The organism is Prevotella sp. HMSC073D09 (assembly GCF_001814145.1).
GTDB classification, from domain to species: domain Bacteria; phylum Bacteroidota; class Bacteroidia; order Bacteroidales; family Bacteroidaceae; genus Prevotella; species Prevotella conceptionensis.
In genome coordinates, this window is sequence record NZ_KV815123.1 from 1 (window position 1) to 16,541 (window position 16,541).

Here is a 16,541-nt window from a genome sequence, read left to right on the forward strand (position 1 = left end):
GAGAGGGGAGTGGTATGCTTTGTTGGTTGATAAGGCCTCACCCCCAGCCTCTCTCCAAAGGGGAGAGGGGAGTGGTATGTGCTGTTAGTTCAGGAGAGGTTTTCAGTTGACGAGAAAACCTGTTAACTTGTCTTCTCGTTAACTAACCATCTTGTTAACTTGTTAACTTGTCAACTTGTCAACTAGTTAACTCAAAAACCTCTCGCCAACTTAAAAACCCTCTTCCCCACACTTTCTTTCCCTAACCTTTGGCGGTACCAAATAGTTAAACTATATTTGCAATATTGTTACAGATTATTCCGAAAAGGCATCGATGAGTTGGGTAAGTAAATCGCAACGAAACGATGTGCGCAGGAGTGTTTGTGGCTAGAAGTACCATAACTAAACTTTATGCAACATGAGAAGTAATAAGCTAAGCAACCTTTTGTCGCTGCTTTTTCTTGCCGTAACCTTGGGCGTAGCCGTTTATGCCGCATTTGTTAACGACACTATCGTTGTGCATTGGGGACCACTTGGTGGTAGTGAACTCCAAGGCATGAGCTATCTTATCTTGTTTCTTCCCCTTTTGTCGGCTGCGCTTTACGTGTTGTTGCGCAAGGGAAAGGAAAACCCGCAGGCACTCGACCCAACGCGCGACATACCTCAAACGGAGGACAACACGCAACAATTGCGCCGATATGTCGATGTGCTTTCGCCTACCGTCACGGGATTGTTGTTGTACATCACGCTTTGTGCGGCAGGTTTCTTGCCCATGATACCCCTCGTGGTGATGCTCGCCGTGGCCTTTCTCATTATATATTATGTGCGTTGGCGACGTAAATCGAGAAGAGGGTAGGGTGGTTTAATTTTCTTTCTTCATGTTTTGGCGGTGATGTACTTTTGTCGTAACTTTGCAAAACAAAAGTGTTGGTGCCAAGAGTTGTGCTTACATGCTAGACATAAATACGTTGGCACACAATGAAAAGTGATATTTAACAACTAAATACGACCAATTACAAAGTGCCAAAACATGAAAAATTCTAGTCTGAAAAGCTTGTTTTCGTTACTATTCTTAGTAGCCACCGTGAGCATTGTGTTGTACTTCATACTAACGAAAGACACGATAAACCTACGTATTGATATGCCAGGCGGGGTTAGCAAACCCATTTCGCCTTTCTTCCTCTTACCACCAACTCTGTTCTCTGTTGGCGCTTACTTCGTAACTCGTTTTCTGGCAGACAAACCCATGCGTATGAAAAGTTTGCTAAGGAGGTATGTAATACCTATGAATGAGCATAATGCCCCATTGATACGTAACTTCCATGAGTCTGTTTCGCTAGGAGTTACGAGCATTATGTTCTATTGCTCGCTCTTCATATCGGGCATAATCGCCTTCAACCCCTTTATTACATGGGCGGTAACGATGTTGCCTTTTCTTATGATAGGATGGTCGTCGTTTAAGTTGATGCGTGATAAGGAAATGCAATGATAGAACATAACACATCAAACAACCGAATAGCCGTGGTTTTTCTCGCGGCAACCTTCGCTGTGGCTATCTACGCCACGGTGATGGATCTGTTTCCTGCCTTGCGAATTAGTTTCTTTGCTTTTGGCTATAGGAGGGGTTTTAACCTCGTAAACTTTATACCTCCCGTGTTTTCGGCTGGCTTTTACCTGTGGTTGCGCTATGTGTCGTTGCACCCGCTAAGCAATCCACAACCCGGCGGACCTGCAGATACAGAGGAAAACAAAAGGCTGATGAGCCGTTATGCTGACAAAATGCTGCCCAACATCACAGGGATAATGCTGCTTATGGCCGTGGGGGAAGTCTTGCTTATACCTTATTTGATGACGGTAGTGCTGTTATGGGGATTTTATTTGGTGGTGTTTACACTGCGAGTTTTACGTAAGATGACATATAACAAACGCTAGAACCGATGCCCGCGCATCCCCATTTCACGTTATTTTGCAGCGTGACTTAGAGCCAGTTGCACATTTTTGCGTAACTTTGCAGTCGCTAACCGCCATGTACAGCCCACAAAATGCAAGTGGGGTGGCGCATGGCGTACGAGCATACAATTATTTATAGATACACAAATTCGTAGCATTATGGCATATCTTTTTTCTTCCGAGTCGGTTTCCGAAGGGCATCCCGACAAGGTGTCCGACCAAATATCTGATGCTTTGGTAGACCAATTCTTGGCCTACGACGACAAGGCACACTGCGCCATCGAAACTTTCGTTACCACAGGACAGGTGGTTATCATGGGCGAGGTGCGCTCTAATTCGTACATCGACCTGCAAACCATCGCCCGAAACACCATCAAACACATTGGCTACACCAAATCGGAGTACCAGTTCGACGGCGATTCGTGCGGCGTACTGACGGCCATTCACGAGCAAAGCGACGACATCAACCGCGGCGTTAGTCGCGAAGAGGCCGACGAACAAGGCGCCGGCGACCAAGGGATGATGTTTGGTTACGCCACCAATGAAACCGAAAACTACATGCCCCTGTCGCTAGACTTGGCTCACTTGCTGATGATTACGTTGGCCGAGATACGAAAAGAGGGTAAGGAAATGACCTATTTGCGCCCCGACTCGAAGAGTCAGGTGACGGTGGAGTATGCCGACGACGGACAGCCCATACGCATCGACACCATCGTTGTGAGCACACAACACGACGACTTCGGCCCCAACGACGAGCAAATGCTGGCCCAAATAAAGGCCGACGTGCTGAACGTGCTGATGCCACGCGTGAAAGCGAAGATAACAAGCCCCAAGGTGCTGGCGCTTTTCAACAACGACATCAAGTATTTCGTTAATCCCACGGGTAAGTTCGTTATCGGCGGCCCACATGGCGATACGGGCTTAACGGGTCGTAAAATCATTGTAGACACCTATGGCGGTAAGGGCGCACACGGCGGCGGAGCTTTCTCGGGCAAAGACCCAAGTAAGGTTGACCGTTCGGCTGCTTACGCCGCACGCCACATCGCTAAGAACATGGTGGCCGCCGGTGTGGCCGACGAAATGCTGGTGCAGGTGAGCTATGCCATCGGCGTGGCCGAACCGGTTAACATCTACGTTAACACCTACGGACGCAGCAAGGTGCAACTAACCGACGGCGAAATAGCCCAAAAGGTGGCGCAGTTGTTCGACCTACGCCCCAATGCCATCGAGCGTAACCTCAAACTTCGGCAGCCCATCTACGCCGAAACGGCCGCTTACGGACACATGGGGCGCAAGAACGAGGTGGTGAAGAAAACCTTTACCAGCCGTTATCATGAAACGAAGGTGATGGAAGTGGAGCTGTTTACGTGGGAAAAACTCGACCGCGTAGACGACATTAAAAAGGCGTTCGGCCTTTAAATACCACGGGCTGCATGCCCTGAAATCCCTCGGCAAGCACCTTGCCGAAGGAGTTTTGGGGCATGCCTAGCTTGTTTTGTACCTCTCTTCTTCATCGCGCCGTGCATCGAAAGCGGCCCCATTTGCTGGTGCATTGCAAGGCAAAAAGGCTTTCAACACGGGCATAACAACATACAACAAGCCCATTCTGAGCGTGCTAAAACCCATTAAAGAACAGTATTATATCGCCCCTGCCGACACTACGGCAGCCGAGACCGCCTTTGCAGACAGTGCAAAAGCGGCCAAGCCCAAGGTGCTAACACCCAAAGAGGTGCTTAGTTGGCTGCCCTACGACGCTACTCCCGAACAGCAGGACTCGGCCATTCAGGCACACTTCAAGCCCGACTCCATCCATTGGAGCAATCGCCCCGACACCTTGCACTTGCCTGGACACTCGGTGGGAAAGGATGTGCGCATTGTTGATTTGCCGCTCTATTATCGCGAGTCGTTCTTCTCGCAAAGTCCGTATTACCATCCCGAAATGCCGGCCGGACGGCCAGGGGTGGCAGGCGACCCCGTGCCTTATACCATCGCCAGCGACGACTTGCTTACCTCGTTGCTCTTGGGTTGTTTCATCTTGGGCTGCGTGGCTTTCGCCCAATCGCGCGACTTCATCTTTCGTCAGGTAAAGCATTTCTTCCGCGTGCGCAACGAAGGCACTTCCGAAATAGCCGAGACAACGGGCGAGATACGTTTCCAAATATTCCTTGCACTGCAAACCAGTTTGCTCTATGCCATCCTGTTCTTCCTTTACCTGCGGCACCTGCACGTTGAAACCTTCATCGCCGAGCAGTTCGTTGTTATCGGCATACTTACGGGTTTGGTGGCGGGCTACTTCCTGCTGAAGGCCTTTGCCCAATGGTTTGTGGGGTGGGTGTTCTTCGGTAAGCGCAAAAACAACCAGTGGCTTAAATCGTTTCTCTTCCTTGTTTCTTCGCAAGGCGTGTTGCTTTTGCCGCTGGTGATGCTGCAAGCCTACTTCCAGCTCACCGTCAAGAGCAGCATTATCTATGTGGGCATCGTACTGGGGACAACCAAAATACTGTCGCTTTATAAGACACACCTTATCTTTTTCCGCCAAAAAGGCCAGTTTTTGCAATTTTTTTTGTACTTTTGCGCTCTCGAAATTGTGCCTTTGTTCGCCCTGTGGGGCGTATTGACAATCGCCTCCAATTATTTGAAAATCAATTTTTAAGCAAGTAGATGGTAAAAAAGATATTAATATCTCAACCCAAACCGACGAGTGATAAGTCGCCCTACTTCGACATAGAGAGAGAGTATGGCGTTGATTTGGTGTTCCGCCCTTTTGTACAGGTAGAAGGCATCACATCGAAAGAGTTTCGCCAGCAAAAGGTAAGTATTCCCAATTATACGGCCATCGTATTTACGTCGCGCCACGCCATCGACCACTTTTTCAAGCTGGCCAAAGAGCTACGCGTGCCCATTCCCGAGACGTTGAAGTATTTTTGCGTAACTGAGACCATTGCGCTCTATATCCAAAAATACGTTCAATACCGTAAACGTAAGGTGTTTTTCGGTACTACGGGCAAGATGGAAGACCTGCTGCCCACAATGGCTAAGCACAAACAAGAGAAGTATCTTGTGCCATTGAGCGACAACCATAACGACGACATCGCCAAATTGCTCGACTCGAAGAAACTGAACCATACGGAATGCGTGATGTATCGCACCATCACCAACGACTTTACGCCAGAGGAGATAAAGAACTTTGACTACGACATGCTCATCTTCGTGAGTCCCACGGGTGTGAAATCGTTTGTGAAAGACTTCCCCAACTTCGAGCAAGGCGACGTTCGTATCGGCACGTTCGGCCCTGCAACGTCGAAAGCCATCACCGACGAAGGCTTGCGACTGGACTTTCAAGCTCCGTCGAAAGAATATCCCTCGATGTCTGGTGCGTTGAAAGCCTATCTCGACGAGCATAAGTAAGGCTCGCCACTTAGACCTCGATAGCGTACGAAAGGCGTGTTGGCGAGTGGCACTTTTTACTTAACGGGTAAGTGCTGTTTCTCGAACAAGGCGTGCGCAACGGTCTAAATCATCCCCAAACAAACAGTAACAATGGCAGCAACGGTATCGCAAAAGCTAAGAAAAGAAGAGCGCGCCTGTGGCAAAAAGCTCACCGAAGAGCTCTTTTGCGGCGCGGATAGTCGGTCGCTTGCTGCCTTTCCCTTGCGTGTGGTGTATTTGGTGCAGCCCTTTTCGGCCGAAGAACAGCAGGCCGTGGCTCCTGTACAGATGATGATAAGTGTGCCTAAACGCAGGTTTAAGCACGCCGTCGACCGTAATAGGGTTAAGCGGCAGGTGCGCGAAGCCTATCGCAAGAATAAACAATTGCTTTATGATAAGTTGCCGACAGGCAGAAGAATAATGCTGGGTTTCCTTTGGTTGGATGCCAAACACCATTCTTCGGCCGAGGTTGAAGATAAGGTGCAGAACCTGTTACGCCGTATAGGAGAAAGCCTATGAATGCTCTTCGTGCCCTTTTAGGCCTGTTTCGGCGTGTCGCGGTGTGGCTTTTGCTGTTGCCCATCCGCTTTTATCAGCTGGCCATTTCGCCTTATACGCCCCCATCGTGTCGCTTTACGCCCTCTTGTTCAGAGTATGCCCGTCAGGCCATCATCAAGCATGGCCCATTTAAGGGCTTGGCCTTGGCCGTTTGGCGCGTGTTGCGATGCAATCCGTGGGGCGGTAGCGGATACGACCCTGTGCCGTGATAAGCCTCACCCCCAGCCCCTCTCCAAGGGGAGAGGGGATGGTATGACTTGTGAATTTACCACTTACTGGTGGCCAATCACGCAGCTTGTCCACCGCTTAACTTGCCAATTCACAAACTTGAAAACGCGTTAACTCGTAAACTAACGAACTTGTCACTTGTTAACTTGTCAACTTATCAATTAACGAACTCGTCAACTCATAAACATCCTATATATATCCCGATGAAGAAAAATTTTGTAGAAGAACTAAGATGGCGCGGCATGTTGGCGCAGATTATGCCTGGAACAGAAGAACTGTTGCAGAAGGAAACGGTTACGGCGTACCTTGGAACAGACCCCACAGCCGACTCTTTGCACATCGGGCATCTAGCCGGCATCATGATGTTGCGACACTTGCAGATGTGCGGACACAAACCCATCATCCTCGTTGGAGGTGCAACGGGCATGATTGGCGACCCCTCGGGCAAGAGCGCGGAGCGTAACCTGCTCGACTCGGAAACGCTATATCACAACCAAGAGTGCATCAAAGCACAGGTGGCGAAGTTCCTAGACTTCGATGCCAAGGGCGACAACGCCGCCGAGATGGTGAACAACTACGATTGGATGAAAGACTTTTCGTTCCTCGATTTCGCACGAACGGTGGGCAAACACATCACTGTTAACTACATGATGGCCAAGGATAGCGTGAAGAAACGCCTCAGCGGAGACGCTCGCGACGGACTTTCGTTCACCGAGTTTACCTACCAGTTGTTGCAGGGTTACGACTTTCTACACCTCTATGAAACAAAAGGTTGCAAGCTACAACTGGGCGGTAACGACCAATGGGGCAACATGACAACGGGCGCCGAGCTTATTCGTCGCACCTTAGGCATAGAAAATGAGGCCTACGCGCTTACTTGTCCGCTAATCACTAAGGCCGATGGAACGAAGTTCGGCAAGACGGAGGGTGGCAATATATGGCTCGATGCCAAGCGCACTTCTCCTTATATGTTCTACCAATTCTGGCTGAACGTAAGCGATGCCGATGCCGAACGCTACATCAAGATATTCACTTCGCTGGATAAGGAAACGATAGACGCGCTGGTAGCCGAACAAAACGAAGACCCAGGAAGGCGCCCCTTGCAAAGGCGATTGGCCGAAGAGGTTACCGTTATGGTTCATTCGCAGGCCGCACTCGACCAGGCTATGGAGGCCAGCAACATCCTTTTTGGCAAGGCCACAAAAGAAAATCTGCTTAAACTAGACGAGCAAACGCTGCTCGATGTGTTCGAGGGCGTGCCGCATTACGAACTGGATAAGGCTTTGCTTGGCCAGCCTGCCATCGACCTTTTCACACGCGAAGACGTGCCAGTATTCGCCAGCAAGGGCGAAATGCGTAAGCTGGTGCAAGGTGGAGGCGTGTCGCTGAACAAGGAAAAGCTTGCCGCTGCCGACCGCCCCGTTACAGCCGACGACCTTATCGACGGCAAATACCTGCTTGTTCAGCGTGGAAAGAAAAACTATTATTTGCTTATCGTGAAGTAATGGGTTGCGCCTTTGCGCATACCACACCATAAAATTTCGCCCCTTTATCTCCTTTGGGACATTCGCAAGGCATAAAAGCCGATTGCTAAATCCTCAAAAGAGATAAAAGGGCGAAACTGTTTTTTAGGGCTAAGCGTTGGCGTTCTTGACACTTTCAGTAACCTTATCTCTTGCGACTGACCCATACAAAATAGGGAGGTTAATCTCAACTAGTGAGGTATTAACCTCACAAACTTCGTGTATGTATAAAGAAAAAGATGACGGCATGATCACTCATCCCGTCATCCCAAAGAATAATGTTAACGGACGTTGGTGTGTTGCAAAGCGATAATGCTAAGTGCAGTTACGATTGTAACGCCAACCAACATCGCGATTGTTTCAAAATCTAATAACATAATCTTTAACCTTAAAATCTATCAAACTACTAACCTAATGAAAACTTATTATGAAAAGCATTCTCTCGAATACAATGCAAAGTTACGATGTTTTTTTTAATCCTGCAATACTTGTACCGAAAAAATCTGCAAAATTTCCACGAAATTGATGTTTGTCAATGTTTTTTATGTTTTGCGACATTAAAAGGCATGGTTTGTTAAGGCACATTTATAAAATTGTTTAGTTGGCAAGCGTTTTCCCATGTTGAACAACTTTACTTTTCCGAAGATAAATAAAGCCAGGTGATGTACCCTGTGTTGAAAGATTTTTGTAACTTTGCGCCAATATGAATACCATCTTTTAAACGTTACGCACAAATGCTACAACGCGATTACATAAAGCGACTTATCCGCGAATTTGCCGAGGCTCTGCGCCGTATGCTCGACCAAAAGGAGGTTGTTAAAAGGCGCGAGGCTATCCGCCTGCTGTACGAACAGTATTTAGGCCCGTACATCCTTTACCATTTTGCAACTATCGACGAGTTGATGTCGGCCATTCAATCGTTTCCCGAAGACGAGCGGATGGAACGATTGGCGATGCTGGCGGAGCTGTATTACGCTGAGGCCGATACCGAAGCATCGGTGCACGATAGGGAAGTGCTGTTGCAAAAGGCTTTCAACCTTTTTGAATATTTGGAAAGAGAAAGCGGCGTGTACTCGATGGAACGCCGCGGCAAGATGGCCGAATTGATGAAACAGCTTGCCAAATAACGCCCCGTACTTGGTGAAAAATGCGTTGGCGACAGGCCTTGTTCTGGGTGTATGTTGGCAATTGCATCGTATGTGTCAAGGTCGTTTCTCATACATCGTGCAAAGTGTTTCATCTTGCTTTATGGGTTTCAACAAGTTTTCTTGGGTTGACGGGATGTCGTGGGCGCATGCGTTGGTTGTAACCAAAAGAAGAACCGTGCAGTGGCTTAACCTACGGCCATGTGGGCTCGTTGTGCATCTCATTAGGTGCAACTGTTGATGTGCGCCCGTTCGTCGGGCAATTGGCTTGTTGTAGTATTTCATTTCATCAGAAAAGGATGTTGGTAATCACAGTCAAACGAAATTGGACTTGGAGCATCACAAGCATCTTGTCGTGTCGGAACAAAACTTCTGCTATAACGTTTCCGACAGCTTTGAGTGTCGGTACAAGCACATTGTCGTGTCGGTACAAGACTTCGGCAATAACGGTTCCGATAGCTCTGAGTGTCTGTACAAGGGCCTTTGTATCGATGTCCTAGTCAAACTTAATTGGATTTGGAAAGCCACAGGGGCATCGTAAGCAAACAGGCATTCCCCTTTTCTCTGCATAAGGGTTTGTTGATGCCATGCTGCGCCCTTCTGGCATTCTCCTCACAACAATATTCCAAAAGCAATTCTGTTAGCCTATAATTCGTTCGTAAATATATGGTATTTTCAAACTTTTTGACTACTTTTGCAACGTATGTCTTGTTCTCATTTCAAGATTTTTTGATTTTCGGGATTAACACATACTGGGGTTAGGCTAGCAAACATGGTATTTTATCAGGCCCTACGGATTGCACCTGCGCCTGTTTGGCTGCCGAAAACAGCCATGCTGGCGGTTCGCCTCCATATTATATGTACGGTTTAATGATGAACAGCGAAAAGAAAATCATAGTGATACTGCCGCCCGAGTTCGAGCTTTACAAGGCGATAGACAAGAACCTCAAACACCTGGGCTACACAAAGGCCGTTGTTTTGGCACCCAAGTTTAGGCATACGTTTAAAACGCGGATGGTAAATTTCGTGCTCAAACACCTACTCGGCCGTGATGAGTATAAGCGCCGCATTGCAGCCGCCTACTATTCTAAGCGGGTGGGACAGGTTGTGCACCGCTTGGCCACGAAGAGTTTTGACTATGCAATTGTAATGCGCCCCGATTTGTTGGAGATGGAAACGCTTAACGAGGTGCTTCGCGTGGCCAACAAAACAACGGCATACCAATGGGACGGATTGGAACGGTTTCCGCAGGTGTTCGAGGTCATTCCGCTTTTCGACCGTTTCTTTGTTTTCGACCCTAACGATGCCCCCAAGTACAAGGCGAAATACCCCAACCTGCTGGCTTGTACCAATTTTTATTTCGATTTCCCCATGCCCGAAGTGCAAGTAAACCCCAACGAAGTGATGTATGCGGGCGCCTATCAGGAAGGTCGCGTGGGTTCGTTGCTTAAAATGGTCGACGAATTGCAAAAATACAACCTAAAGCTCAACGTCCATTTGGTGCTGGGATGGAGGTCGGTTGCCTTCGAACACCCCATAATAACCTTTTCGAAGAAAGGGGTGGGCTTTCTTTCTTACTTGGAGACTGCAAGAAGAGCGGGCATGCTGCTCGACATTAAGGCTTGCGAACACGATGGGTTGTCGTTCAGGGTGTTCGAGGCTTTGAGGTATAACAAAAAGCTCATTACAGACAACAAGAGCGTGAGGTTGTACGACTTCTATCGCCCTGACAACATCTTTGTGGTTGAAGATGGATGTTTCGACGGCCTTAGCGAGTTCCTTGCCGCGCCATACACGCCACTTCCCGAAGAGATAATACAAAAATATAGTTTCACAAACTGGTTGAGGTATGCACTAGACATGCCTCCTTATCAAGTAACAGACAGCAAGACATGAAAGTTTCAGTTATCGTAACCTGCTACAATCAAGAGGCTTTTTTGAACGATTGTTTAGCAAGTGTGGCCAAACAGACTTATCCCGATTGGGAATGCATCATCGTAGACGATGGCTCTACCGACACTTCGGCACAGATTGCCAAAGGTTGGCAGGCGAAAGACGCACGCTTTAAATATGTGTATCAGGCAAACAAAGGTTGCAGTGGAGCACGAAATACGGGGCTGAGTGAGGCCGGGGGCGACCTCATACAGTTCTTAGACGGCGACGACATCTTGCAGCCTACAAAGCTGGAAGAGAGCGTAAAGGCCTTTTCGCAGGAGAAATGCGACGTCGTTGTCACCAATTTTTCGGAAGAACACAATGGCGAACCACGTCCGCCTTTTTGCGATCTGACGAAGTACGATTTTACTTATAAGAATTTGTTGTTGCAATGGGACATCGACTTTAACGTGCCGCCCCATTGTTTTTGCTTCACAAAAAAGATATTGGAAGGCCTTACATTCAAGGAGTTTCTTAAAGCAAAGGAAGACTGGATAATGTGGCTCGAGGTGTTTAGGCGCAATCCCAAGGTGTGTTTCATAAACCAGCCACTGGTGATGTACAGAATACATGGGGGGAACATTACTCGTAACACTTCTCTGATGGAACAATATACAGAGGCCGCCTCTCTTTACATATTAAAGAACGAAGACGCTTACTTCGAGGAGTTTTACCATAAAATGGTGAAACCGTATAAGGATAAGCTCAACAGGCTATTGTCGCGGCCGTGGTACAAAAAGGTGTTCTACGCCATAACGGGCAAGCAATAGGTCTGCCAAATGCCCTTTGTCGCTAGCCTCTCTCCCAGGTGTGGCTGTGGGGCGACGCCCCCTTCATGTTGATGGGCTGGTGGGCTTTTGGGCTTTGTTAGGGCCGTATTTTTGCAGGCCAACAGCGTAGCCGTTATTAGATGGAAGGTGTTGGTTATGTAGGTTGGAGATAGAAAATGAAATGTATAGGAATTCTTAATCAATGATGAAACGCCTCTTATTTATCCCGATTTTGGCATGGTCGGCCGCAATGCTCATGGCACAAGAAAAACCGCGGCGTGCCGTGTACAACGAGTTAGCTGGCGCAGCGGGCATTATTGGCGCGAATTTCGATTCGCGCTTTTCGGCTAACAGCCCTCTGGGCTATCGCCTGGGGTTGGCCTTTAATGCAGGAAGAACATCTGAAAATAGCGAAGGCGGTGCTTGCGTTTATCAAGGGCCGGCGGCGGTGTTCGAGGCTTACGGCCTTATTGGTGGCACTAACCATAGCTTGGAATTGGGGGTGGGGATGATGCACGGCATCTTTAAACGCGATTATGAGCGGGATGCAACGCCCCCTCTCGGCATGTCGTCTGATCCGCCCGAGATATGGAAGTATGGTTACTATGGCTTTGCGAACGTGGGTTATCGCTATCAGCCTGCCATAGGTTTCTTTCTCCGCGCTGGTGTCAACCCAACGTTTGTTCCCGAAACCCATTACGGCATCTCTCGTTTTCTTGTGTACCCTTATTTGGGCTTAGGCTTTGCCTTTTAAGCGTTAATTGGCGGCCGACTAGCTGGTATGGCTTTGCGAGAAGGCTCTGTTTGTTGCTAATTAAAAAACAAAAGGATGCCTAGGTAACCTAGGCATCCCGATGAGGTAAGCCACATGGCCAGTGGCGGTTGTGGCTATGAAGGTGTGGAAGGGGCTTTATTTCTCTTCCAACATGGGCAGATACTTGCCGTAACCCTGCTTTTCCATATCTTCTTTTGGTACAAAACGCAGCGATGCGCTGTTGATGCAATAGCGCAAACCGCCCGTTTCTTTGGGGCCATCGTTAAATACATGGCCTAGATGCGCGTTGCCTTTGGCCGAACGAACCTCGGTGCGCAGCATGCCATGCGAACGGTCTTCGAGGTTGTTTAGCAGTCGGTTGTCGATGGGTTTAGAGAAAGCCGGCCATCCGCAGCCCGAATCGAACTTGTCGGTAGAAAGGAAAAGCGGTTCGCCCGTGGTAACATCTACGTATATGCCGGGGCGAAACTCATGGTCGTATTCGTTTGCAAAGGGGCGTTCGGTGGCTGCGTTCTGCGTAACGTCGTATTGCAGGGGCGTAAGTTTGCTTTTCAATTCTTCGTCAGAAGGCTTGGCGTAGGTTCTCTTTTCATCTGTTTTCTTGTTGGCTTTGCGGGCCATGTCGAACAAGGCTTGCGGCAGGTGGCAGTAGCCCGTAGGGTTCTTGTCGAGGTAATCTTGGTGATAATCCTCGGCATCGTAGAAGTTTTTTAGGGGCAACACCTCCACTTGCAGCGGCCGATCATAGCGTTTGGCCACCTTCGCCATTTCTGCTTGGATGATGGGCAGGTCGTCGGGGTTGGTGTAATAGATGCCCGTTCGGTATTGTGTGCCCACGTCGTTGCCTTGTCGGTTAAGCGAAGTGGGGTTAATCGACTTGAAATAAAGTTGCAACAGCAGCGAAAGCGGCAGGCGTTCGGGGTTGTATGCCACGCGTACAGCCTCGGCAAATCCCGTTTTGTCTGTGCAAACCTCTTGGTACGAGGGGTTCTTGCCATGTCCGTTGGCATATCCCGTTTGCGTGTCGGTCACGCCGTCGATTTGTTTCAGAAAGTGTTCTGTACCCCAGAAGCATCCGCCGGCCAGGTATATTTCTGCTTTTGTGTTCATTGTTTGTCCTTTCTTTTCTTGGTTTTTACTATTGCCAGTGCAGCATGCCAGGACCGTACACAGCGCGGTCATGGTTAGTTTAAATGTCAGTCTGTTCATTTTTATTTTGTTTTGAGTTACAGCAAAACTATACATTTTTGCGCAAATAGCCAAAGAATGCCAACTTTTTGAACGTTATTTAAAGATAAAACATTACTTTTGCACTAAGACTATGTTGTTCGGCAGACTTTTAGTAGGGTGGTGTCGCCCACGTTTTAAAATTTCATTTACTTGCAAACAACATGCAAATACGATTGGCAACAAAGGCCGACCTCGATGCTGTGATGCGCCTGCTGGACATCGGTAGGCAGCGTATGGTGGCCACAGGCAACACCCAGCAGTGGGTGCAAGGCTATCCGCAGCGTGCCACGGTTGAAGAAGACTTGCGCCGTGGGCAATGTTATGTGGGCGAGGATGCAGGGCGAGTGGTGGCTACTTTTGTGTTGGCAGAAGGCCCCGACCGCACATACGCACACATCTGGCAAGGCCAATGGCTCCACAACGATTGTCCTTATCACGTTATCCACCGCATGGCCGCCGACGAAACCCAACGTGGCGTGTTTGCCGAGGTGATGGCCTTTTGCAAGGAGCGGGCAGCAAACCTGCGTATCGACACGCACAAAGACAACGCCCCCATGTTGCACAACATTAGGAAACACGGCTTTGCATATTGCGGGGTGATACATACCGACAATGGTAGCGAACGCCTGGCGTTTCAATGGCTACGAACAGAAACATAACGATAAAGCTATATGAAGAGAGTTTTTTTTAACATCAATAAGATTGCGATGTTGCTGATGCTGATGGCATTGGCAATGGCGGCACAGCCCGTTTGGGCGCAGCATCAGTTTGGCGAGAGGCGCAAGAGTTATGGCTACGGCGTAGACCGGAACGCCGTTTATTTTGAAGGGCGTGTGATACCTGGTGCCGATGCGCGCACGTTTGAATATCTGGCACACGGCTATGCGCGCGACCGCAGGGCGGTTTACTATCGTGGCGAAGTGTTGCAAGGTGCTAATCCGCGCACGTTTCGTGTGGTGGGCGATGCCGAAGAACAGCCCCCAGTGGTGATTCCCGATGGACGGGGAGGCGGCATCGACCCGCGTGATGGGGGCGATTGGGGGCGTTTCCCCGAAGAGTTGTTGCCTGGAAACAGCTTGGGTTTCGGTTATTCGAAAACCAATTTCGACGTGTATTACCTCGGAAAGAAGATAGATGCCTCGGCCAGTAGCTTTCAGGTGCTTAGCTTTGGCTATGCCAAGGATGCTTTCAACATTTATTTTGAGGGCGCAGAGGTGAAGGATGCCTCGAGCGGAACGTTTCGCGTGCTGATTGATGGCTATGCCAAAGATGCGTTTAACGCTTACTATCGTGGGCGCGAAATACCCGATTGCAATGTCCGTACCTTTGAATGTATGGGTAAAGGCGTGGCGCGCGACGACGAGAATAAGTATTTCTTGGGGCAGAAGGTGGTGTGGTAGCGGCCTTGCCCAACGGGGTAAAGGCCCATTGCCCTCGGCCGCTCTCCACGGTGGGAGTGGCGTAACATACTTTGCTGGCATGGCGGTGGGCTTGCCGATTGTTTCAAATCGGCAAGCGTAACGCTGTTGCCGGCTTGTTAAATTGTGAACTCGTTAACTCGTCCACAGGTTAACTCGTCGACTGGTCAACTGGTTAACTTGTCAACTGGTTCACTCGTCAACAGGTTGGCTTGTCCACTCGTCAACTGGTTAACCAATCAACTTGTTCACTTGTCAACCAGTCAACTTGTTCACTTGTCCACTAATTACTCAGGATAACAATAAAGAAAAATGAGAAAAGTATTAAGATTTTTGTTGCCCGATAGGCAACAGCGTTGTAGCACAGCCGCGTTTTTATTAGTGGCTCGTGTGGTTTTTGCCCTATTGTTGGCATCACATGGATTGCAGAAGTTAGAAGGTTTCGAACAGATGTCTGGCGGTTTCCCCGACCCTCTGGGGCTTGGCAGCGGCCTATCGTTGCTGTTGGCCATCTTCGGCGAGTTGGTTTGCTCGTTGGCTTTGGTAGTAGGTGTGCTCAGTAGGCTAGTATTGTTGCCCATGATATTCACCATGTGCGTTGCCTTTTTCATGGCTCATGGTGGCTCAATGGCCGAGGGCGAGCTGGCTTTCGTTTACCTTGTGGTGTTCGTCCTGCTGTTTTTTGCAGGTCCAGGCCGCTTCTCCGTAGACGGATGGCTTGCCAAAAAACTGGGAGGGCAAGCCGCGAATTGATGCAAGACCGCTTATTTGCTCATGGGTCTGTGGGCTTACCAACCTGCAACCAACATGTGTTGTCGTCGATACAAAACGCATCGGGAACGATGTTACAACAGGGCGGTTCGGCTTGTTACAGCCTTTAAACCGAAACCAGCGGCGCACAAGCGCCGATGAAAGGTGCTTGTGCCTGCACTTCAAGATGCCCCATGCGGGTATGTTGCCAACAACTTGTTGGCACGCGCGGGACTTAAACAATCCTTTTTTGCGTTAGCGGCTTATAAGCCCGTGAGTAGGTGGGCAGGCTTATAACTTTAAAGACGTGTGTACGCAAACTAACGCAACTGGTTGCTAGTTCGTTGGCTTGTAAGTTACTGAACGCATCAACTTGTAAGCCAATAAACTCATGGGTTTGTCAACAGATAGACACGCCAACTCGCAGACACATCAACACATGCACGCACCAACTCATCAACACAAAATCTTAAATTGCTGCTTTTTATTTTACAATGCGGCTCTGATTTTCGCGCCATTCTAGCGAAAATACAGGCTAAAAAATAGGGAAATAGTCACTTTTTCTACCCTTTCACGTCTTTCGTTTCGTCTATTTTTAAGAAAAATACCTGCGTTTTGCACCATTTAGCCTTTCTATTTTGGTTGCCACCTCGTATTTTTTCAAGTCCAATTACTTGCTTTTAGCCCCTAAAACCCCACTTTTTAGTGCCTATTTTGCCCTTTTTGCCATGTGTTTCATGCCTCTAAAAGGTTTTGTTTATACCATTTGCCATGTATTTTTATGCTTTTCGGTTCACATTTTGCAGCAAATTGCCCCGCATTTAGCACCATTTTACCTTGCGTTTAGCACC

At 48.7% G+C, this 16,541-nt stretch carries 17 protein-coding genes; 16 read left to right on the forward strand and 1 reads right to left on the reverse strand.

The window, feature by feature from the left end; all coding sequences use genetic code 11:
• Window positions 1–397: 397 nt before the first annotated feature.
• The 13 genes from HMPREF2955_RS11470 (at window position 398) to HMPREF2955_RS11530 (ending at window position 12,271) form a co-directional block, all read left to right on the forward strand.
• Window positions 398–835, forward strand: a complete 438-nt coding sequence (locus HMPREF2955_RS11470; RefSeq protein ID WP_070723610.1) for a hypothetical protein — start codon at window positions 398–400, stop codon at window positions 833–835.
• A gap of 174 nt (window positions 836–1,009) precedes the next feature.
• The gene (locus HMPREF2955_RS11475; RefSeq protein ID WP_070723611.1) at window positions 1,010–1,468 is read left to right on the forward strand and encodes a hypothetical protein; all 459 of its coding nucleotides are present in this window, start codon (window positions 1,010–1,012) and stop codon (window positions 1,466–1,468) included.
• Entirely contained in the window at window positions 1,465–1,911 is a 447-nt protein-coding gene (locus HMPREF2955_RS11480) for a hypothetical protein (protein WP_070723612.1), read from the forward strand. Before HMPREF2955_RS11475 ends, HMPREF2955_RS11480 begins: the two co-directional genes overlap by 4 nt.
• A 177-nt stretch (window positions 1,912–2,088) precedes the next feature.
• Window positions 2,089–3,348 (forward strand): methionine adenosyltransferase, encoded by a 1,260-nt coding sequence (gene metK, locus HMPREF2955_RS11485; RefSeq protein WP_070723613.1) that lies wholly within the window; start codon window positions 2,089–2,091, stop codon window positions 3,346–3,348.
• Window positions 3,349–3,541: 193 nt separating this feature from the next.
• A complete protein-coding gene (locus HMPREF2955_RS11490) occupies window positions 3,542–4,582 on the forward strand; it encodes a DUF4271 domain-containing protein (RefSeq protein ID WP_139145555.1) in 1,041 nt (346 codons plus the stop codon).
• Window positions 4,583–4,590: 8 nt separating this feature from the next.
• Window positions 4,591–5,337 carry a uroporphyrinogen-III synthase gene (locus HMPREF2955_RS11495; protein ID WP_009230704.1) on the forward strand — a complete coding sequence of 249 codons (747 nt, stop codon included), beginning with the start codon at window positions 4,591–4,593 and terminating at the stop codon, window positions 5,335–5,337.
• Between the two features lie 132 nt (window positions 5,338–5,469).
• The gene (locus tag HMPREF2955_RS11500; protein WP_070723614.1) at window positions 5,470–5,877 is read left to right on the forward strand and encodes a ribonuclease P protein component; all 408 of its coding nucleotides are present in this window, start codon (window positions 5,470–5,472) and stop codon (window positions 5,875–5,877) included.
• The gene (gene yidD / locus HMPREF2955_RS11505; protein ID WP_009230706.1) at window positions 5,874–6,125 is read left to right on the forward strand and encodes a membrane protein insertion efficiency factor YidD; all 252 of its coding nucleotides are present in this window, start codon (window positions 5,874–5,876) and stop codon (window positions 6,123–6,125) included. Before HMPREF2955_RS11500 ends, yidD begins: the two co-directional genes overlap by 4 nt.
• 222 nt (window positions 6,126–6,347) lie before the next feature.
• A complete protein-coding gene (tyrS, locus tag HMPREF2955_RS11510; RefSeq protein ID WP_070723615.1) occupies window positions 6,348–7,649 on the forward strand; it encodes a tyrosine--tRNA ligase in 1,302 nt (433 codons plus the stop codon).
• A 752-nt stretch (window positions 7,650–8,401) separates the two neighbouring features.
• Entirely contained in the window at window positions 8,402–8,794 is a 393-nt protein-coding gene (locus HMPREF2955_RS11515; protein WP_070723616.1) for a hypothetical protein, read from the forward strand.
• A gap of 888 nt (window positions 8,795–9,682) precedes the next feature.
• Window positions 9,683–10,708 carry a WaaS/CpsH family glycosyltransferase gene (locus HMPREF2955_RS11520; RefSeq protein WP_044078071.1) on the forward strand — a complete coding sequence of 342 codons (1,026 nt, stop codon included), beginning with the start codon at window positions 9,683–9,685 and terminating at the stop codon, window positions 10,706–10,708.
• Window positions 10,705–11,517, forward strand: coding sequence for a glycosyltransferase family 2 protein (locus HMPREF2955_RS11525; protein ID WP_070723617.1), 813 nt, complete (start codon window positions 10,705–10,707; stop codon window positions 11,515–11,517). The genes HMPREF2955_RS11520 and HMPREF2955_RS11525 overlap by 4 nt, the downstream gene beginning before the upstream one ends.
• Window positions 11,518–11,719: 202 nt before the next feature.
• The gene (locus tag HMPREF2955_RS11530; RefSeq protein ID WP_070723618.1) at window positions 11,720–12,271 is read left to right on the forward strand and encodes a hypothetical protein; all 552 of its coding nucleotides are present in this window, start codon (window positions 11,720–11,722) and stop codon (window positions 12,269–12,271) included.
• A 156-nt stretch (window positions 12,272–12,427) separates the two neighbouring features.
• Here the strand turns inward: HMPREF2955_RS11530 and msrB are convergent, their stop codons facing one another.
• Complete coding sequence (msrB, locus tag HMPREF2955_RS11535) at window positions 12,428–13,501, reverse strand: peptide-methionine (R)-S-oxide reductase MsrB (RefSeq protein WP_070723622.1); 1,074 nt, start codon at window positions 13,499–13,501, stop codon at window positions 12,428–12,430.
• A gap of 182 nt (window positions 13,502–13,683) precedes the next feature.
• Here msrB and HMPREF2955_RS11540 point away from each other — a divergent pair, with 182 nt between their 5' ends.
• From HMPREF2955_RS11540 to HMPREF2955_RS11550, 3 genes are all read left to right on the forward strand, one after another.
• Window positions 13,684–14,181: a GNAT family N-acetyltransferase gene (locus tag HMPREF2955_RS11540; RefSeq protein WP_070723619.1), complete on the forward strand. Its 498-nt coding sequence runs from the start codon at window positions 13,684–13,686 to the stop codon at window positions 14,179–14,181.
• Between the two features lie 12 nt (window positions 14,182–14,193).
• Complete coding sequence (locus HMPREF2955_RS11545; protein ID WP_070723620.1) at window positions 14,194–14,922, forward strand: DKNYY domain-containing protein; 729 nt, start codon at window positions 14,194–14,196, stop codon at window positions 14,920–14,922.
• A gap of 330 nt (window positions 14,923–15,252) precedes the next feature.
• Window positions 15,253–15,693: a DoxX family protein gene (locus HMPREF2955_RS11550; protein ID WP_009230715.1), complete on the forward strand. Its 441-nt coding sequence runs from the start codon at window positions 15,253–15,255 to the stop codon at window positions 15,691–15,693.
• Window positions 15,694–16,541: the final 848 nt, after the last annotated feature.